The 18,872-nt window shown below is 73.2% G+C and carries 18 protein-coding genes and 2 pseudogenes; 10 read left to right on the top strand and 10 right to left on the bottom strand.

What is annotated here, in order from left to right; all coding sequences use genetic code 11:
- Positions 1-91: 91 nt before the first annotated feature.
- From K7B10_RS34940 to K7B10_RS41825, 9 genes and pseudogenes are all read left to right on the top strand, one after another.
- Positions 92-697 carry a sigma-70 family RNA polymerase sigma factor gene (locus K7B10_RS34940; RefSeq protein ID WP_229342861.1) on the top strand — a complete coding sequence of 202 codons (606 nt, stop codon included), beginning with the start codon at positions 92-94 and terminating at the stop codon, positions 695-697.
- The gene (locus K7B10_RS34935; protein ID WP_229342859.1) at positions 694-1,425 is read left to right on the top strand and encodes a zf-HC2 domain-containing protein; all 732 of its coding nucleotides are present in this window, start codon (positions 694-696) and stop codon (positions 1,423-1,425) included. Before K7B10_RS34940 ends, K7B10_RS34935 begins: the two co-directional genes overlap by 4 nt.
- A gap of 246 nt (positions 1,426-1,671) precedes the next feature.
- Positions 1,672-2,610 (top strand): ATP-grasp domain-containing protein, encoded by a 939-nt coding sequence (locus tag K7B10_RS34930; protein WP_229342857.1) that lies wholly within the window; start codon positions 1,672-1,674, stop codon positions 2,608-2,610.
- Entirely contained in the window at positions 2,607-3,410 is an 804-nt protein-coding gene (locus tag K7B10_RS34925) for an ATP-grasp domain-containing protein (RefSeq protein WP_229342855.1), read from the top strand. Before K7B10_RS34930 ends, K7B10_RS34925 begins: the two co-directional genes overlap by 4 nt.
- 88 nt (positions 3,411-3,498) lie before the next feature.
- Positions 3,499-4,353 carry a DMT family transporter gene (locus tag K7B10_RS34920; protein WP_229342853.1) on the top strand — a complete coding sequence of 285 codons (855 nt, stop codon included), beginning with the start codon at positions 3,499-3,501 and terminating at the stop codon, positions 4,351-4,353.
- 58 nt (positions 4,354-4,411) lie between these two features.
- The gene (locus K7B10_RS34915; RefSeq protein ID WP_229342851.1) at positions 4,412-5,464 is read left to right on the top strand and encodes a zinc-dependent alcohol dehydrogenase family protein; all 1,053 of its coding nucleotides are present in this window, start codon (positions 4,412-4,414) and stop codon (positions 5,462-5,464) included.
- Between the two features lie 47 nt (positions 5,465-5,511).
- Complete coding sequence (locus K7B10_RS34910) at positions 5,512-5,937, top strand: hypothetical protein (protein ID WP_229342849.1); 426 nt, start codon at positions 5,512-5,514, stop codon at positions 5,935-5,937.
- Positions 5,938-6,030: 93 nt separating this feature from the next.
- Positions 6,031-6,411: a YrdB family protein gene (locus tag K7B10_RS34905; protein WP_229342848.1), complete on the top strand. Its 381-nt coding sequence runs from the start codon at positions 6,031-6,033 to the stop codon at positions 6,409-6,411.
- 48 nt (positions 6,412-6,459) lie between these two features.
- Positions 6,460-6,820, top strand: a pseudogene (locus tag K7B10_RS41825) (IS982 family transposase); the annotation flags it as partial.
- A gap of 188 nt (positions 6,821-7,008) precedes the next feature.
- Here the strand turns inward: K7B10_RS41825 and K7B10_RS34900 are convergent.
- Complete coding sequence (locus K7B10_RS34900) at positions 7,009-7,422, bottom strand: winged helix-turn-helix transcriptional regulator (RefSeq protein ID WP_229342846.1); 414 nt, start codon at positions 7,420-7,422, stop codon at positions 7,009-7,011.
- A gap of 85 nt (positions 7,423-7,507) precedes the next feature.
- On the opposite strand from K7B10_RS34900, the gene K7B10_RS34895 reads away from it, so the two are divergent.
- Positions 7,508-8,320, top strand: coding sequence for an NAD(P)H-binding protein (locus K7B10_RS34895; RefSeq protein ID WP_229342844.1), 813 nt, complete (start codon positions 7,508-7,510; stop codon positions 8,318-8,320).
- A 164-nt stretch (positions 8,321-8,484) separates the two neighbouring features.
- Here the strand turns inward: K7B10_RS34895 and K7B10_RS34890 are convergent, their stop codons facing one another.
- The 9 genes and pseudogenes from K7B10_RS34890 to K7B10_RS34850 all read right to left on the bottom strand — a co-directional run bounded on the left by K7B10_RS34890 (position 8,485) and on the right by K7B10_RS34850 (position 18,639).
- Positions 8,485-9,318, bottom strand: a complete 834-nt coding sequence (locus tag K7B10_RS34890; RefSeq protein ID WP_229342842.1) for a PaaX family transcriptional regulator — start codon at positions 9,316-9,318, stop codon at positions 8,485-8,487.
- A 61-nt stretch (positions 9,319-9,379) separates the two neighbouring features.
- Positions 9,380-10,105 (bottom strand): maleate cis-trans isomerase family protein, encoded by a 726-nt coding sequence (locus K7B10_RS34885; RefSeq protein ID WP_229345649.1) that lies wholly within the window; start codon positions 10,103-10,105, stop codon positions 9,380-9,382.
- 122 nt (positions 10,106-10,227) lie between these two features.
- The gene (locus K7B10_RS34880) at positions 10,228-11,142 is read right to left on the bottom strand and encodes a fumarylacetoacetate hydrolase family protein (RefSeq protein WP_229342840.1); all 915 of its coding nucleotides are present in this window, start codon (positions 11,140-11,142) and stop codon (positions 10,228-10,230) included.
- Between the two features lie 19 nt (positions 11,143-11,161).
- The gene (locus tag K7B10_RS34875) at positions 11,162-12,298 is read right to left on the bottom strand and encodes a cupin domain-containing protein (RefSeq protein WP_229342838.1); all 1,137 of its coding nucleotides are present in this window, start codon (positions 12,296-12,298) and stop codon (positions 11,162-11,164) included.
- A complete protein-coding gene (locus K7B10_RS34870) occupies positions 12,295-13,377 on the bottom strand; it encodes a carbon-nitrogen hydrolase family protein (protein ID WP_229342836.1) in 1,083 nt (360 codons plus the stop codon). The genes K7B10_RS34875 and K7B10_RS34870 overlap by 4 nt, the downstream gene beginning before the upstream one ends.
- A gap of 10 nt (positions 13,378-13,387) precedes the next feature.
- A complete protein-coding gene (locus tag K7B10_RS34865; RefSeq protein ID WP_229342834.1) occupies positions 13,388-15,691 on the bottom strand; it encodes an oxidoreductase in 2,304 nt (767 codons plus the stop codon).
- Between the two features lie 52 nt (positions 15,692-15,743).
- Complete coding sequence (locus K7B10_RS41035; RefSeq protein ID WP_267502629.1) at positions 15,744-16,367, bottom strand: acyl-CoA thioesterase; 624 nt, start codon at positions 16,365-16,367, stop codon at positions 15,744-15,746.
- Positions 16,353-17,969: pseudogene (locus tag K7B10_RS34855) on the bottom strand (AMP-binding protein); the annotation flags it as partial. The gene K7B10_RS41035 and the pseudogene K7B10_RS34855, both read right to left, overlap by 15 nt.
- 160 nt (positions 17,970-18,129) lie before the next feature.
- Positions 18,130-18,639: an ATP-binding protein gene (locus K7B10_RS34850; protein WP_229342833.1), complete on the bottom strand. Its 510-nt coding sequence runs from the start codon at positions 18,637-18,639 to the stop codon at positions 18,130-18,132.
- Positions 18,640-18,872 lie beyond the last annotated feature (233 nt).

The raw sequence follows: 18,872 nt of genomic DNA, 5'->3' as shown, positions 1-18,872 counted from the left end.
ACGCGGAAGTGACGGGGGTCACATGAACCGGGTCCCGCCGGGGCTCGTGTTCTGACCGCACCAGATGGGCGAGGAAGACGGAGAGGGTGAGATGGCCGGACCACTGTGGCCCCGTACACGGCGGGGATCGACCGATGAGGCACTGATCAGGTCGGTGTACGAGGAGCACGGCCACGCACTGCTCGCGTACGCCACCCGGCTGACCGGAGACCGGGCAACCGCCGAGGACGTCGTCCAGGAGACGCTCATACGCGCCTGGCGGCATTCCGAGGTGCTGGTCAACGGGAAGGGTTCGGTGCGCGGCTGGCTGCTGACGGTGGCCCGCAACATCATCACCGACCGCTACCGGGCCAAGGCGGCACGCCCCGCCGAGGTTTCCGGGGACGCGGCGGCTCCCCCGGTGGAGCTGGACCACGCGGATTCCATCGTGGACACGATGACCGTGCTGGGCGCTCTCGACCAGTTGTCCCCGGAACACCGGGACGTGCTGAAGGAGCTGTACTACCGCCAGCTGAGCGTGGCCGAGGCGGCCGACAGCCTCGGCATCCCGGCGGGCACGGTCAAATCACGGGCGCACTACGCGCTCAAGGCACTGCGCGAGGTGTTCCGCCAAGGCGGGACCACGGAGGGCCGAGCGGGCAGACGAATGGGCAGGCCGCCCCGGCAGGGCGCTGGACTGCAGGAGGTGGTGGCATGAACCGGCAGCGGCACGAGGAGGAGGAGCTGCTCGGCCCGTACGTTCTCGGCGTCCTGGACGCGGAGGAGTTCCGCCGGGTCGAGGCGCACATGAGCGGCTGCGTGCAATGCCGTGAGGAGGTGAACGCGTTGCGCGAAATGGAAGCTGCGTTGGGCGAGGTGCCCCAGGAGGCCTTCCTCGACGGTCCGCCACAGGGCGGCGATCTGCTGCTCCAGCGCACGCTGCGGCAGGTGCGGGGCGAGGCGTCGGGCGAGCGGCGCCGCCGATGGGGCATCGCGGGATTGGCCGCTGCGGCCTCGCTGGCCGCCGTGTTCTGGGCCGGGGCGCAGCTGGGCTCGGCGGACGGCACGCCGGTGGCCCTGCCTCCGACGCCCTCGCCGTCGGTCTCGGCGCAGCCTTCGCCGCCGCCGGCGGGTACGAAGGTGGCCTCGGCGACCGACGCGCGCACCAATGCGCGCATGACCGTGCAGGTGACACCGGCGGCCAAGTGGGTCCGCGTGCACGCGGCCGTGGCGGGGATCCCGCCGGGCGAGCGCTGCCTGCTGATCGTGGTCGGCAAGGACGGCAAGCGCACGTCCGCCGGCAGCTGGGTCGTCGGCAGCCAGAACGGCGAGGGCAAGGGCGCGTCGCTGGACGGCTCGGCGGCGGTGGACCCGACCGACGTCAAGGAGGTCGTGGTCGAGAACGAGTCGGGCAAGCGGTTCGTGTCGGTGCCCATGCCGGTCTGACCACCGGGGCCCGCGGTGTGACCGCCGCGGGGTTCCCCCGCGGTGACGCGCGCCCCCGGCGTCGCGGAACGGAGCCCGGGCGGCCGTGAGGACGGCCCGCCCGGGCTCCCCGTCGTCTTCGGGCCGGCGCGCTCGGCGAACCGCTCCCCAACCGGACCGATCATCACATTGCGCTCCATGACATCCTGTGACGTCACAACTCGCCGGACGGGATCGGCGGACGTCCGGGGAATATGGGGAAGGTCGATGAGGCTCTGCTTCCTGGTGGAGGAGCACTACCGCCACGACGGCATGCCGAACGAGGTGATCCGGCAGCTGACCGCATGGGGACACCAGGTGGACGTGGTGCGGCCGGGCGGCTCGCTGCTGCGCATGGGAGAGGTGGTCGCCTCGGGCGCGCACGACGCCTGGGTGCTCAAGACCGTGTCCGGCGGGCCCGGGCTGACCCTGCTCGAAGCCGCGGCCGCGGCCGGCATGACCACCGTCAACGACGCCCGCTCGATCCGGGGCGTACGGGACAAGGCGCTGGCCGCCGCCATCGGCCGGACCCGGGGGCTCCCGATGCCCGCGACGTACGCCGTGGCGCGCCCGGAACTCCTGCGGGAGATACCGGCGGCGGAGTACCCGCTCGTCGTGAAGCCCGCGGACGGCAGCTCCGGGCGGGGCGTGCACCTGGTGTCCGCGCCCGGGGAGCTCGAAGCGCTGCTCCCGGAGCTGGCCGGTGAGCACATGCTCATCGCCCAGCCGTACGTGGCCAATTCGGGCACCGACATCAAGGTGTACGCGGTCGGCGGGGAGCTCTTCGCCACCGAGCGCTGCTCGCCCCTGCACCCGGATCCCGCGGTGCGGGAGCGGCGCGTGCCGCTGTCGGCCGAGGTGGCCGCGATCGCCGCGCAGGTGGGGGCCGTGTACGGGCTCGACCTGTACGGGGTGGACGTGCTGCTGGGGCCGGAGGGGCCGGTGGTGGTGGACGTGAACGACTTCCCGAGCTTCCGTCAGGTCCCGGACGCGGCGGCCCGGGTGGGGCGGGCCGTGCTGGGACTGGCCCGTGCGGGCAGCCCGGCGGCGGCTTCGGCCTGCCGTCCGCCGGCTCACGGGCTGCCCCTGCCGATCCCGGCGCAGGCGACCGGAGCCCCGGCTTCGGTGGCGCCGGCGTCCGCGCGGGCCGGCGAGGCCGCCCTGTGAGGATCTGCCTGGTCACTCCGGAGCCCGGCCATCCGCTGCTCGCCGCCGCGACGGCGCTGCTCGAGGCCGCCGGGCACCGGGTGGAGTCGCTGGATCCGGGTGCGGCGGAGGCGGCCCCCGGCGACCTGGCCGACGCATACCTGCTGAAGGCGCGGACGCCGCGGGCGCTGGACCTCGCGCGGGAGCTGGAGCGGCGCGGGGCCCCGGTGGTGAACTCGGCGGCGGCGACCGCGCTCTGCCAGGACCGCACACGGATGGCGGAACTGGCCCTGAGCGGCGGTCTGCCGTTCGCGGGCACGCGTACGTACGACTCGCTCGCCGCCTGGGCGGCCGGCGCGCCGCTCGGCGGCTCGCCCCTGGTGGTCAAGAGCCGGCACAGCCGCCGGCACGACCTGGTCGCCCGGGTCGACGACGGCGGCCGGCTGCGCGAACTCGCGGACGCCTGGCCGCAGGAGCCGGTCGTGGTGCAGGAGTTCGCGCCCAACAGCGGCTGGGACCACAAGCTGTGGGCCATCGGCGACCGGGTGTTCGCCGCCCTGCGCCGCTCCGAACTCGCACCGGAGGGCCGGGGTCCGACGCGGCCGCTCGCCCCGGCCGAACTGCCGCCCGGCTGGGCGGACGTGGTCCGCCGTACCGGCGAGGTGTTCTCGCTCGACGTCTACGGGGTGGACCTCATCGACACCGGCGACGGCACCCCGCTCATCGTGGACGTCAACGCCTTCCCCGGGATCCGGGGCCAGGCAGGCGCCCCCGAGGCCCTGGCGGCCCTCGCCCTGGACCGGGCCGCGGCTCCCCGCTGATCCTCTTCCGAGGACCGGACAGGGGGAATCCGCGCCGCCGGGCGTGTCGGCGGGCCGGAGCCGGCGCGGGCGCCGTGAGGATCGGCGGATGGGCGTCGTACTGCCGGTCTTCTTCGCGCTGTTCGCGGCGCTCAGCAACGCGCTGGCCACCGTGCTCCAGCGGCGGGCCGCGCTCACCGTGCCCCAGAGCAAGGGCTTCCGCTTCGGGCTGGTCCTCGATCTGCTGCGGCGGCCCGTGTGGGTCGCCGGCATCCTGGCGGTGATCGCGGCCGGGGTGGGGCAGGCCGCGGCGCTGGCGACCGGCGCGCTGGTCCTCGTACAGCCGCTGTTCGTGCTGGAGCTGCCGCTCGCGCTGCTGATCGCCTCGCTGCTGACGCGGCAGCGGCTGCCGCGGGCCCTGTGGCTGGCCGTGGCGGGGGTCGTGGCCGGGCTGGGGGTGGCCATGGCCGCGGCCTCCCCCGCCGGGAACCGGACGCACGTGCCGTCGGACCGGTGGATCCCGGCCCTCGTGGCGTGCGCGGCCGTCGTCGCGGCCTTGGCGGTGGCCGGGCTGCGCCGCCCGCCGGGGCGCGCCCGGGCAGGCTGCCTCGGCGCGGCCACCGCCGTCTGCTACGCGATCACGGCCGCCCTGATGAAGCATTCCGTGTTCGTGCTGACCGAGCACGGCATCGTCGGGTTCCTGACCGCGTGGCAGACGTACGCCTTCGGTGCGACGGGCGTCTGCGCCCTGCTGCTGCTCGAACACGCCATGCAGGGCGGGCCGCTGGTCGCCTCGCAGCCCGCGCTGACGCTGGGCGACGCGAGCGTCAGCGTCGCGCTGGGCGTGGTCCTGTACGAGGAGCACCTGCGGACGGGCTGGTGGGTGCTGCCCCAGCTGCTGGGCGTGGCTCTGGTCTGCGTGGGCGTCGTCGCCCTGGCCCGGGCGGGTACGGGCGCCCCCTGACGCGGCGCCGCCCCGCGGGGTAGCGTGCGGGCGGGCGGTCGAGTGGAGGGCGGTTTCCATGCGCGCGGTGGTGTTCGAGCGGTACGGGCGGCCGGCCGAGGTCCGCGAGGTGCCCGATCCGAGCCCGTCCCCGGGCGGGGTGGTGGTGCGCGTCGAGGCGACGGGGCTGTGCCGCAGCGACTGGCACGGGTGGATGGGGCACGATCCGGACATCGTGCTGCCGCACGTGCCCGGGCACGAACTCGCCGGTGTGGTGGAGGCGGTGGGCTCCTCGGTGGTGCGCTGGCGGGCCGGGGACCGGGTCACCGTGCCGTTCGTGTGCGCCTGCGGGAGCTGCGCCGACTGCGCGGCCGGGGAGCAGCAGGTGTGCGCGCGGCAGACGCAGCCCGGGTTCACGCACTGGGGGTCGTTCGCGCGGTACGTGGCCCTGGAGCACGCGGACGTCAATCTCGTGGCCGTGCCGGAGGAACTCTCGTACGCGACGGCCGCCGGGTTGGGCTGCCGTTTCGCGACGGCGTTCCGGGCCGTGGTCGCACGGGGGCGGGTGGCGCCGGGCGAGTGGGTCGCCGTGCACGGGTGCGGCGGGGTGGGGCTGTCGGCCGTGATGGTCGCCGTGGCGGCCGGGGCGCGGGTGGTCGCGGTGGACACGGCGCCGGGTGCGCTGGAGCTGGCGCGGGAGTTCGGGGCGGCGCACTGCGTGGACGCGCGGGCGGGCGGTACCGCCGGGGCCGTGCGGGAGCTGACGGGGGGCGGAGCTCACCTCTCGCTCGACGCGCTGGGCTCGCCGGCGACCGCGGCGGCCTCGGTGGCGGGCCTGCGCCGGCGGGGGCGGCACGTACAGGTGGGGCTGCTGCCGACGGAGGCGGGGCAAACCGTACTGCCGATGGAGCGGGTGATCGGCTGGGAGTTGGAGGTCCTCGGCAGCCACGGGATGGCCGCGCACGCGTACCCGCCGATGATGGAGCTGGTGCGGTCCGGCGCCCTGCGTCCCGACCGGCTGGTGACCTCGACGATCGCCCTGGACGCGGCCCCCGCCGCCCTGGCCGCGATGGGCACGGCGCCCGGGCGCGGGGTCACGATCATCCTGCCGGGAGCGTCCGCGCAGGTCTGAGCTACGCTCTGCGCGCATTGACCGGATCGTGTTCCAGGAGGTGGCCGGTGGGCGTCAGCCCTTACGGCAGAGTGCCGATGTCCGTGACCGCGCTGCTGGCGGGCGGCCTGCTGCTCGGCGGCTGTTCCGGCGGCACGTCCCCGGCACCGGAGAAGTCCGGTTCGCCGACGCCGGTTACGGGCGCCGGCCCGACGGCGACGGCCCCGCCGACCGTGGCGTCGCCCACGGCCACGCCCACGGCCACGCCCTCCGCCTCCGCGGAGCGGGCCGAGACCCCGGACCCGACGGCCACCCCCGGCGCCCGCCCGAAGTCCCCGCCCCCGTCGAGCGCCGCGCGGATCCCGCAGAACCCGAACCGCGGCCCCAACCCCCCGCCGGCGCCGACGCACGTCCCGACACCGGACTGGACTCCGTGGAAGCCCGACTTCAAGGACCCCTCGATCCCGACCTACACCATCGCACCGCTCCCCTAGATGAACAGGTCCGATGTCTGAACCGGTGGTTCTTGAACTTCCCGTGCGGCGGTCTGTGATCCTGGAGGGACTACGACGGAGGGAACTGCGCGTATGTCGTCCGGGTATGGCTTTCACCCGTTGTCGCTCGGTCTGAGGTTCGTGTTGGAGCTGGTGGCCCTGGTGTGCTTCGGGCTCTGGGCATGGGCTGTCGTGCCTGGTTCCCTGCGGTATGTCTGCGTGGTTGCCGTTCCCCTGATCGTGGCCGTGCTGTGGGGGGTCTTCGCCACCCCAGACGATGCATCCCGGTCCGGGGGGACCGTGATTGCGACACCTGGTCCGCTGCGGTTCCTGCTGGAGCTGGCTGTGTTCTTCGGCGGTGCGGCGGCGCTGTACGCGGCGGGATCCCGCACTCTCGCCGTGGTGCTCGCCGGTGTGCTGGTCGTGTACCACCTGCTGTCGTGGGACCGGGTCTTGTGGCTGGTCAGGCATTGAGTCCACCCCAGCCATGTCAGGTTGGCGGTGCGTTCGGGAACACACGAGGTGCTCGCCGTGGACACGGACTTCTGGTTCGACAACCGCTGGATCGTCGACTCGACACCAGTGCCGTGCGGGATGTCCCGGCCGACAGCGAAACGTTCGGAGAGTCGAGGCCGGCCTGGTCACAGACAGGCCCGCACGCCTCCTGATCTCCGACGAGGGCTTCGCCTCCGAGGAGTTCGAGAACGATCTCGCGATGCGGGGCATCGAGCTGCTGAGGCCGTGGTTCAAGCGGGAGAAGATGCGCAAGGGCGCGAGACTGCTCAAGTCCGTTCGCCGGCTGATCAAGTCGGTGAACAACACGATCAAGGGACAGTTGGGCCTGGAACAGCATGGGACTTGCTCGTCTGAGGGCTGTCCCGTAATCCGCGGTGGGTCAGCGCGCGGCGTCAGATGCGGTGCATCGCAGGGCGGGGCGGAGGGCCGTCCTCGTACTGGGCGTATTCGGGCGATCCCGACCACGCGGCGAGGTGCCGTAGCTGGCGCCGCGCGCCCGCCGGGGATTACGGGACAGCCCTTAGGGGGCGTCTTGTCGATCGGGCGGCCGCCGGGTCAGCGGATTCCGGCGTCGGGATGTGCGGCGTCCCAGTCCCGGCGGGCTCGCGCGATGGCATCGCGGTGCTGCGCCGACCAGTCGGCGAGGGCCTTCACCAGATGCGTGAGGCTGTGGCCCGTCGGGGTGAGTTCGTACTCGACCTGCGGGGGCACCGTCGGGTGCACGGTCCTGGTGATCAGGCCGTCGCGTTCCAGCCGCCGCACGGTGAGCGTGAGCATCCGCTGCGAAATGCCGGGCACGGCGCGTTGCAGCTGCCGGAACCGGCGCATGCCCTGGGCCAGTTCGACGACGACCAGGACCGACCACTTGTCGCCGATCCGGTCGAGCACGTCACGGATCCCACAGTCCTCGTGCTCCTCGCCACAGCTGACGACGGGTGGGGTGGTTACCGCCGTGTGCCCTGCTGACATGCAAGTGCCTCCTTACGCCCTTCGGGGCGAACCCGCAGGATGAACCCGGTTACCGAAGAGAACCTACCGGAACGGGAAGACCCTGATGATCTTGGTTACCGGCGCCACCGGCGCCCTGGGCTCGCTGATCGCCGAGCGGCTGTCCGGCCGCGGCGACACCGTCCTCGGAACGCGCGATCCCCGGCAGCTGGAGGCCTCGCTGCCGGTCCGCCGCGTCGACTTCGACGACCCCGGCACCCTCGTCGAGGGCTTCGCGGGCGTGGACGTGCTACTGCTGGTCTCCGCGGGCTACGGCGAGGACGACACCGTCATCGCCCGGCACGGCGCCGCCGTCGACGCCGCCGAGAAGGCCGGTGTCGGGCAGGTCGTCTACACGAGCCTGACCGCCGCCGGCGATCACCTCCCCTACGCCCTGCCCCACCGCTGGACCGAGCGCCGGCTCCGGGAGAGCGCCCTGCGCTGGACGGTCCTGCGCAACGGTCTCTACGCGGAGTTGCTCGCCGCCATCGCGGCGCCGTCCGCCGACGGCCGGATCACGGCACCGCTCGGCGAGGGCCGGCTGGCAGCCGTCGCACGGGCGGATCTGGCCGACGTCGCGGCACGTGTGGCGGTGGAGGCCCCCGCCCATGCGGGACGCGTCTACGAACTCGTCGGCGAACGGGCCGTCGGCGGCGCCGATCTGGCCCGCGCTCACGGGCCGCACGTCACGTACGAGCCCGGGACGCTCGCCGGGGCCCGTGCAGGCATCGCCGCCTCCGGCGCCGAAGCCTTCCAGGTGCCGATGCTGGTGGGCACGTACTCCGCCATCGCCGCCGGATTCCTGTCCCACACCACCGGTGACCTGCGCCGGCTCCTGGGGCGCGCGCCCCGTTCCCCCCTCACGGCAGCTCTCGCGTAGCCAGTGCCGTATCAGGCAACGGTTGCCCCGTGATGATGTGACGCGCCGTTCCGGTGCTGTGCCGGGCGGCGCGTGGCCGTCGCTCTGTCCGGGCGGCCGTACTTCGGCGGCCGGCCCGGAACCTTCACCCTGCCCGAGCCGCGCGAGATCAAAACGATACGGCACTAGGGGGCGTCCGCCGTCAGACCAGTGATCTCCTGGACGTGGTGGAGGCTGGGGGTCTGGAGGACCGCGTGGAGCTGCTGGAAGAGGTGGCGGGCCGCCACCGCGTTCCAGTCGGCCGGCAGGAGTTCGCTCGGCAGGCCGGGGTCGAGGTACGGGAGGCGGCGCCACTGCGTGAGCAGCGGCACGTAGTGGCGGAAGGCCTCGGCCGGGTCGGGCTCCCCTTCGGCCGCGAGGCGCGCGGCGACGGGGGCGTACGTGTCGGTGAAGGCCGCGTACTGGGTCTGGATCGCCGGGAAGTCCCACCAATCGCTCACCGTCTGCGCCAGGTCGCTGAACGCGGCGTAGTCGGCGGCGAACAGGTGGACGTACTCGCTGAGGCCCAGCCGTACGAGCATCGCGCGGGCGTCGTCGAGCAGCCGCCCGGGGGCCAGCCACACACCCGGCGCGATGTTGCCGAAGCCGAGCCAGGTCAGCCGGGTGCGCAGCTGGTAGCGGTGGGAGCGCTCGGACTCCGGTACGGAGAACACCGCCATGGCCCAGCCGTCGGCCAGGTCGGCGGGTTCGAGGCTGGCGAAGATGCGGCGGTCGCCCTCGTCGAAGACGGGGTGCACGGCCGGGCTGAGCCGGTACCCGGTGGCACCCCGGCGCTCCGGTTCCAGCACGCCGCGCTTCTTGAGCCGCGAGATCGCCGACCGCACCGCCGGCCCGTCGACGTCCAACTCGCCCATCAGCGTGATCAGGTCCGCGATGGAGATCCAGCCGCCGAGGGGGCGCAGGAACGCTCCGTAGACCGTGTTGATCAACGAGCTGGGCCTGAGGGGGCTGTCCGACATGATCGCCTTCCGTAGTGCGCGGTCGCGATCATATCCAGCTGCTCCCCCATGGCCCCGGCCCCTACCGCGGAAGCGGTGTCCGCGCGTACGCGCCGGAGAGCAGATGGCCCGCGCCCGGGGCCACCGCCGGCAGGTCCAGGGCGCGCAGCATCTGGTGGGCGGTGCAGACGGCCGCCGACACCACCGGCTTGCCCAGCAGCTGTTCGGCCTCCTCGATGGCCCCCAGGGAGGGCATCTGCACGCACGCGGAGAGCACCACCGCGTCGGCGTCCGCGTGCTCCAGCGCGCGGGCGAGCCCGGGCAGCCTGGCCGGGTCGTGGGCGGCCACGTCGAGATTGTCAGGGATCTCGAGGGCCTCGTAGTCGAGGACCTCGATACCCTCGTGGGTGAGGTAGTCCACGACGGTCCGCGTGAGCGGGCGCATGTACGGGGCGAGCAGGGCGATCTTGCGCGCGCCCATGGTGTGCAGTCCGTGCACGAGGGCGCCCGCGCTGGTGACGACGGGTGCGGGGCCGCCGTTCTCCACCGTACGGGTGTGCAGGCGCTGCTCCGAGGTGCGGTGGTAGCCGAGGCCCATGCTCATGATCGCGACCAGGCAGGCGTACCCGAGCACGTCGACGCGGGCGTCGGACAGCTCCACCGCGCAGCGGTCGGAGTCGGCGTCCATGGCTTTGAGCTGTTCCGGTGTCACATGGGTCATGCGCATCCGGCTGGAGTGGAAGGTGAACCTCTCGTCGGGCAGGACCGCCTGGCGGGCCCGCAGGATGGCGGGGACCTCGGTCTCCATGGTCACGTTCGAGCTCGGCACGATCTGGCCGATGCGGTAGGTGCGGGGCGGCACGGGTACTCCTCGGTGCTTGCTCGGCGTACGGGGTTCAGCGGGCGACGGGGGTCAGCCGGCGAGGGGGGTCACCGGGCGTCGACCACCGGGTTGGCCAGGGTGCCGATCCGCTCGACGGTCGCCTCGACCGTGTCGCCCGGGACGAGGAACTCAGGCGGCACCATGCCGGCGCCGACCCCGGACGGCGATCCCGTCGCGATGACGTCGCCGGGCTCCAGGGTCACGCCGGAGCTGATGTCGGCGATGAGGCGGGCGATCGGGAAGAGCATGTGGCGCGTGTTCGACTTCTGCTTGGTGACGCCGTTGACGCGCAGCGAGAGGTCGAGGTCCATCGGGTCGGCGATCTCGTCCGCCGTGACCACCACCGGGCCGAAGGGCGCGTACGAGTCCTGCCCCTTGGAGAAGAACCACTGGCCCGAGCGGCGCTGGTCGCGGGCGCTGATGTCGTTGACGATGCTGTAGCCGAAGACGTGCCCGTACGCGTCCTCCTCGCTCACCCGGAAGGCGGTACGGCCGATGACGACGGCCAGTTCGCACTCCCAGTCGAGCTGCTGCGTGAGGTCGCCGTTGTGCAGGATCGGCGCGCCGGGGCCGGTGACGGCGGTGGCGGGCTTGCTGAACAGGACGGGGCGGGGCGGGAGTTCCTTGTCGGTGTCCAGGCTGCGGCTGGACTCCTCGACGTGTTCGACGTAGTTGAGGCCGACGCCGATGATCTTCCCGGGGCGCAGCGGGGCGGCCGGGGTGACGTCTTCGAGCCGGTGGACGGCCCCGGCCGGGCGGGCGGCGGGGTCGGCGTCGACGAGGCGCCGGGCGGCCTCCAGGGCGGCGGGGCCCGCCTGGACGAACGCGAGCAGATCGCGCGGGAGGCCGACGCCGGCGTGGTCGGCCAGGACCCCGAGGTCGAGGACGAGGCCGTCGACGTCGGCGCCGAGGCGGGGCGCGCGATCGCCGGTGGTGGCGGTGGTGAAGGTCAGCAGACGCATGGGGGGCTCCTCGGGGTGGTCAGGCGGTGGCGGTCGGGGCGGCGGGCGGCATCGGCTGGTGGCCGTCGTTGTCCGGGTACGCCTCTTCGCGGTGGAAGCCGAGCGAGCGCATGACCGGGAAGTCGTTGAAGGAGAACAGGCAGGCGTCCTCGGACGGGTCGAGGTTGTGGTGCTCGTGCCAGGCCCAGGAGGGGACGCAGAAGATGTCGCCCTGGCGCCATTCGAAGCGCTGCCCGGCGATGACCGAGACCCCGTGCCCCTTGGCGGCCGTGTAGACCACCGAGCCGGTGTGCCGGTGGGCGCGGGTGGCCTGCCCGGGGCGCAGCAGCTGCATGTGGGCGCCCATCGTGGGCATCACGGAGCCGCCCGTGACCGGGTTGGTGTACTCGGCGATGATCCCGTCGTACGGGGAACCCTCGCTCGCCTTGGCGAGGCCGAGCAGGGCCTCGTACGTGGGCTCCCAGGGGTAGGCGAGCAGCGGCGAGTAGGGCCGGCTCCAGCGCTGCGAGCCGTACGGGAGCAGGTTCGCGGCGTACTCGAGCACGGAGGAGTTGACCACCTTGCCGGGCGTCTGGTGGAGCTCGGGGTGGACCTCGTAGAACCCGGCGTCCAGGGCGTTGACGAGCGGGATGTCGAGGCCGTCCTGCCAGATGACGGGCCCGTCCTCGCCGTCGTTGCCGTGCTCGTGCCAGGTGCCGTTGGGGGTGATGGCGAAGTCGCGCGGGCCGACCCGCAGCTTCTGGCCGTCGACGATGGTCCAGGCGCCGGTGCCCTCGTGGACGAAGCGCAGGGCGGCGGCCTGGTGGCGGTGGGCGGTCATGGCCTCGCCGGGTCCCATGATCTGGAGCCCGGTGTAGAGGAGACCGGCCGCGGCGCTGACGTCCTTGCGGCCGGGGTTGACGAGCATCACGACGCGGCGGCCCGCGTCGTCGGCCTTGACCATGCCGAGGGCCTTGTGGACGAGGGGCCGCAGCTCCTCGTAACGCCACAGCACGGGAACGGACTTGGGCTGCGGGTACCAGGGCTCGATGTCGTTGGCGACGGTCCACAGGGCGCCGGCGTCCAGGGCTTCGAGCTCGCCGTAGTACGCGGTGAGCTCGGGGGTGTCGGAGACCCGGGCGCGGCCGAGCATGGTGTCGTCCTGCTCGATGGTCATACGTCCTCCTCAGGCGTGGTGATCCGGGGGCCGGCGGGCGGCGCGGTGAACGTCACCGGCAGGCGGGGGCGGTTGTCGACTTCGAGGTGGAAGATGTCGAAGCGGTTGTAGTGGCCGGTGATGTCGTGCATCTGCTTGGGCTGGATGCACCGGCCGAGGTCGATCTCGCCGTAGACGATGCCCTCGTCGTCGACGAGCGGTTCGGTGACCGGGCGGCCGTCGGGGCCGAAGATCCCGGACAGGGCGCTGCGGGGCCGCTGGAACAGGGCGCGCAGCTCCTCGTCGTCCCCGGCGAGCAGGTCCACGATCTCCGGGGAGACGGTGGAGCAGGCGACGACGGAGAAGACCTTGCCCTCGAAGCTGTGGGCGGCGGTCCGGACGGCGATGGCGTCGGCCATGTCGTAGTCGGCCGGTGCCACGGGCAGGGCGATGTAGCAGGAGGCGTGGACGAGTTCGCCCTGCGCGAGGAGGGTGAACCGGGCCAGCGTGTTGGTGTTCTCGCCGCAGGCGAGGGCGCCGAGCGGGCCGACGGAGGTGGGGTGCACGCGCAGGGAGCTGCCGTCGCCGCCGGTCCACGTGAGCTTCTCGGCCCAGGTGGGCACCAGTTTGCGGTGCACGCCGAGGAGCCGGCCGTCGGATCCGATGGTGAGCAGGGTGTTGTAGAGGACTCCCAGGCTGTGCGCGGCGCGCTCGTTGACGCCGATGACGAGGACGACCCCGTACTGGCGGGCCGCCGCGCGCAGGGTGTCCACGTACGGGCCGGGGACGTCGACCGAGGCGCGCTGGAGGCGCTCGAACCAGGGCGAGCCCTGGACGGGGTTCATCGTCCAGTTCCAGTACGGGTATCCGGGGACGAACACCTCCGGGAAGACGACGAGTTCGGCGCCGTTCCCGGCCGCCTCGGCGATGAGCGCGACGGCCTTGTCGACGGTGGCGGCGGGGTCGAGGTAGACGGGCGAGGCCTGGACGGCTGCCGCCGTGAAGCGGGGCAGGTGGCTCAGGGGCAGGGGCGGGCGGTCCGGGTCCGGGGCCGGGGCCGGGGCCTTCGGGTGAGAGCCGTTCGGGGGCGGGGTTTCCATCGGGGTCTCCTCAGTTGGCCGGCGCGGTGGCGGCGAGGCGCGGCAGCCAGCGCTGGTGCACCGGCGCGGCGGGCCGGCGCAGCAGCTCCAGGCGCGGCGGGACCCGGTCGGTGCGGGCCGCGGGCGGTCTGCCGCTGCCCGCCTGCCAGCCGGGGGCCCAGGGTGCGGCGGGCCCGCGGTAGCCCTGCGCGGCCGCGGCATGCAGGGTCCACAGCGGGTCGTGGAGCTGGGCCCGGCCCACCCCGCAGAGGTCGGCCCGGCCGGCCAGGATGATCGAGTTCACGTCGTCGTACGTGGAGATCGCGCCGACGGCGATGGTGGGCACCCCGGTGGCGTTGCGGATCAGGTCGGCGTACGGGGTCTGGTAGCTGCGGCCGTAGCGGGGCCGCTCGTGCGAGACGACCTCGCCGGTGGAGGCGTCGATCCCGTCGGCGCCCGCGTCGGCGAGGGCCCGGGCGATCGCCACGGCGTCCGCCTCGCAGAGGCCCCCCTGCGCCCAGTCTGCGGCGGAGATCCGGACGAGCAGCGCCTTGCCGGCGGGCCACACCTCCCGTACCGCGCGGAGCACTTCGAGCGGGAAGCGCAGCCGCCCGTCGAGGTCACCGCCGTACCGGTCGGTGCGCAGGTTGGTCAGCGGCGAGAGGAAGCCGGAGAGCAGCTGTCCGTGCCCGTACTGGAGTTCCAGTACGTCGAAGCCGGCCCGGTCGGCGCGCCGGGCCGCGCGCACGAAGTCCCGTACGACGAGGTCCATATCGGCCGCGGTGGCTTCGCGGGGGACCCGGCTCCGCTCGTCCCAGGCCACGGCCGAGGCGGCGATCGGCGGGCCGTCCCCGGCGGCTGCGCGGCGGCCGGCGTGGGTGAGCTGGACCCCGAGACAGGTGTCGGACTGGCCGTGGACGAAGTCGGTGATCCGCCGCCAGGCGGCCTCCTGCTCGTCGGTGTACAGGCCGGGACAGCCGGGGGTGGCCCGGCCCCCGGCGCTGACGGCGGTCATCCCGGCGAGGACGAGGCCGGAGCCGCCGAGGGCCTGGGTGCTGAGGTGGACGAGGTCGAAGTCCCCCGGGACACCGTCGCGCGCCGTGCCGAGGGCGGTGGGCGGCACCACGACCCTGTTGCGCAGCAGCAGTCCGCCGAGCGGGAAGGGACGGAACATCGGCGGCACGGGAGCGGAGGGGTTGACGGCGGTGGTGAACTCCTCGTCGCGCACCCGCAGGTTGTCGTAGGTGACGCGGCGGCTGCGGGTCAGCAGGTTGAACGCGAACTGCGGCGGCTCCTGGGCCGTGTAGCGGCCGATGTTCTCGAACCATTCGAGGCTGGCCTGGGCGGCGCGCTGGGTGGATTCCACCACGGGGCGCCGCTCGTCCTCGTACGCGGCGAGCGCGCCCGGGACGTCCGGGTGCTCGTGCAGGCAGGCGGCCAGGGCCAGGGCGTCCTCCATGGCCAGCTTGGTGCCGGAGCCGATCGAGAAGTGGGCCGTGTGCGCGGCGTCCCCGAGCAGGACCACGTTCTCGTGCCGCCAGGTGCGGTTGCGCACGGTGGTGAAGCGCAGCCACTTGGAGTTGTTGGGGAGGAGCCGGTGCCCGTCCAGGTGTGCGGCGAGCAGCTCCTCGCAGCGGCCGATGCTGTCGAGGTCGCTGGTGCCGGGCGGGTGGTCGCAGTCCGCGAACTCCGCGAAGCCCGCCCGCCGCCACGCGGCCTCGTCCATCTCCACGATGAAGGTGGAGCGGGTGGAGTCGTAGGGGTAGGCGTGCACCTGGAGGGTCCCGAAGTCCCCTTCCTCGACGAGGAAGGTGAAGGCCTCGAAGACCTTGTCGGTGCCGAGCCACATGTAGCGGCCGGAGCGTTCGTCCAGGTCGGGCCCGAAGGTGTCCGCGTAGGCGGCGCGGGTGGCGGACCGCACGCCGTCGCAGGCCACGACGAGGTCGTACGTGGCCGCCAGCTCGGGAGCGGGCGGGGACTGCGTGCGGTAGCGGACGTCCACGGCGAGGGCGGCGCAGCGTTCCTGGAGGATCCGCAGCAGCTGCCGGCGGCCGAGGGCGGCGAAGCCGTGGCCGCCGGAGGTGAGGGTCCGGCTCCGGTACGTGACGTCGATGTCGCTCCAGCGGGCGAACTCCGCCGACATGGCCGCGTAGATCTCGGGATCGGCCTGCGCGATGCCGTCGAGGGTCTCGTCGGAGAAGACGACCCCGAAGCCGAACGTGTCGTCGGGGGCGTTGCGCTCCCAGACGGTGACGTCCCAGTGGGGGGAGAGCTGCTTGGCCAGGGCTGCGAAGTACAGCCCGCCGGGCCCTCCTCCGATGACTGCTACGCGCACGGCGTACCTCCTAGTGGTTCCGGAACAACATATGTTGCAGAATTGGCGACCGTCAACAATGCTCGACATCTCTCGTGGGGAGGGCGAAGAGCTCGGGCGCCTGCGGCCCCGATTTCGTCAAGACCTCGCGCACGTCGGCGGGCCAGGGGGTGGTCCCGGTCGCGCGGGCGGCGGAGTGGGCGATGACCATCCGCCCGGTGGCGGCTTCGACGCCCTCCTCGCCCTGGACCGTGAAGACGTACGTCAGGGAGCTGGAGCCGACCTTGGCGACGCTCAGCTCGATGCGCACGGCCTCGCCGAACCACAGGCGGGCCCGGTAGTCGGCCTCGAAGTGGACGCGCGGGGTGCTGCCGAAGAGGTGCGCCAGACCCAGGCGGCGCAGCAGCACGGCCTCGGCCGCCTCGACCCACCGCACGACGGTGGAGTGGTGGTAGTGCCCGGCGGCATCGGTGTCGGGCCATTCGACGCGGCGCTCGACGACCACGCTCGGGAGGCGCGGGACGAGGGCTTCGGGGCAGCCGGCGGCGCAGCCCGCGTCACCCTCGGCGGCGGCTCCGGCCGTCGCTTGAGCGGGCGCTTGAACCGGCGCTTGAGCGGGCGCCTCGACGGGTCGCGGCCGGGCGGTCCGGTCCGGCCGGGCCTCCGCCGCGGCGGAGGCCCGGGCCCACTCGCGCAGTTCGCCGCGCTGGAGCTTTCCGTTGCCGGTGCGCGGGAGCCGCGGGACGAACTCCACGGCGCGGGGGTACTTGTACGGGGCGATGGCCCCCTTGACGTGGGTCTGGAGCTCCCGGGCCGTCGCCTCGTCCGCCGGGACCCCGGCGCCGAGCACGACGTACGCCTTGACCAGCATGCCGCGCCGGTCGTCGGGGGCGCCGACGACCCCGCACTCCTCGACGTACGGATGGGCGGCGAGGGCCTTCTCGACCTCCGGGCCCGCGATGTTGTACCCGGATGAGACGATCATGTCGTCGCTGCGGGCGACGTACCAGTAGTAGCCGTCCGCGTCGCGGATGTAGGTGTCGCCGGTGACGTTCCAGCCGTTCCTGACGTACGCCGTCTGGCGCGGATCGGCGAGGTAGCGGCAGCCGGTGGGACCGGTGACCGCCAGCAGGCCGGGCTGCCCGTCGGGGACGGGATCTCCGTACTGGTCCACCACCGCGGCGCGGAACCCGGGTACGGGCCGGCCCGTGGCCCCGGGCCGGATGTCCTCGTCGGCCGCGGAGATGAAGACGTGCAGCATCTCGGTGGCGCCGATGCCGTCGATGATGCGCAGCCCGGTGGCGGCGTGGAACTCCTCCCACACGGCCGCGGGCAGCGCCTCACCGGCGGACACGCAGCGGCGCAGCCCGGCCAGTCGGCCCACCGCGCCGGCCGCCATGATCGCGCGATAGGCGGTGGGCGCCGTGAAGAGGACGGTCACGCCGTGCGCGGCGACCAGATCGGCCAGCTGTTCCGGGGCCGCCTGCTCGATCAGCAGGGTCGCGGCCCCGACGTGCAGCGGGAAGACCACGAGCCCGCCGAGCCCGAAGGTGAAGGCGAGCGGCGGCGTGCCCGTGAAGACGTCGTCGGGGCGGGGCTTGAGCACGTGCCGCGAGAACGTGTCCGCGTTGGCGAGGACGTCGCGGTGGAAGTGCAGGGTCGCCTTGGGCCGCCCGGTCGTGCCGGAGGTGAAGGCGATCAGCGCCACGTCGTCCGCGGCGGTCGGGACGGTGGCGAACACACCGCTCTTGGCCGCACAGCGCGCGGTCAGGTCCATGACGCCGGGGCCGCCGTACGTGAGGACCGGCAGGTCCTCGGGGCTTTGGGCGACGGCGGCGGCGAGCTCGTCGACGTAGCGGTGGTCGCAGACGGCGACGGTCGGGCGGCTGATCCCGGCGAGCTCGACGAGCTCGGCCGCGCGCAGCAGCGGCATCGTGGTGACGGCGACGCCGCCCGCCTTGAGGACGCCGAACCAGGCGGCCACGAGCCAGGGGTTGTTGGGGGCGCGCAGCAGTACGCGGTTGCCCGGCACGAGGCCGAAGTCCTCGGTGAGCACCTGCGCGACCTGGTTGGCGCGCTGCTGCAGCTCGCCGTACGTCCAGCGCTCGGTCGGGGTGAGGAGGCACGGGCGGTCGGGGCCCCAGCGCTCGACGGCTTCGTCGAGCAGGCGTGCGGCGCAGTTGAGGCGGTCCGGGTAGTCCAGTTCGGGGAGGTCGAAGTGGAGTTCGGGCCAGAGGGGGAAGGCCGGCAGCCGGTCCCTGCAGAAGGAGTCGGCGTGGGCGGAAGGGGAGAGCTCCATGGGGCGGCACCTCAATCAGGGAGCAGCGGGGGAGACGCATGGACGTTATCTCGATATTTTTGCGCCCGTCAACATTGCTCGATATTTTGACGGGCGACCGATCCTCCCCAGGCCCCCGCCGAACCGGCTCCGGGAGGCTCCGGCGCACCGGCGGACGGGTTCAGGCGACAGGCAGGAGCACGCATACGGAGGCGCCGAACTCGCCTGCGAGAAAGCGGAGTTCACCACCCGCCTCGACCGCGAGCAGCTGGACGATCAGCAGTCCGCGACCGTTCTCGGAATCCGGGTCGACCTCCTCGGCGGGATTCGGCAGCCGGGGCGAGCCGGCACCCTGATCGGCGACTTCCAGCCGCAGCCATCCACCGTCGAAGGCCAGCCCGATCCGCATCCGGCCACCTGCGGCGGCGTGCTGGACGACGTTGCCGGCGAGCTCGCTCACGGCGAGCAGCAGGACGTCCGCCACCTCCGCGCGGACCGCCCAGCCCGCCAGGACCGCCCGCACGCGCTTTCGCAGCAGCGGGACGGCGGCCGGGGCGGGCTCCGCCAGCCAGTAGGCGAAGCCTCGGACGCGGGGTGCGGCCGGGACGCCCGCCGGGGCGTCGGAAGCCGGCGCACTCGCGGGGGCGTCCGCGGCGCTCGCCCCGGCGGGGAGGGTGGCGGTGGTGGACATGACGTGCTCCCGGAGGGGGAAGGCGACGCCGCCGGGTATCTCGTGTAACTCCACGGGAACTCAGATGCCCCGTGGGCTTGTGGTCAGCGGAAACGCGTCGCTAGAGTCGTGATTACACGTGTAACACGCTAAGCCTCCCCCGGTGCCTGCGCAAGCATTTCGGACAAAACGTTACGAAGCCTGGGCAGCCCGCACCGGACCCGCCGGCCGACGAGGCCGCACACCGAATTGGG

Source organism: Streptomyces flavotricini, from assembly GCF_020639365.1.
Classification (GTDB): Bacteria; Actinomycetota; Actinomycetes; order Streptomycetales; family Streptomycetaceae; genus Streptomyces; species Streptomyces flavotricini.
Note: the sequence above shows the minus strand (reverse complement) of the source record. Positions and strands in the feature narration are given on the sequence as shown.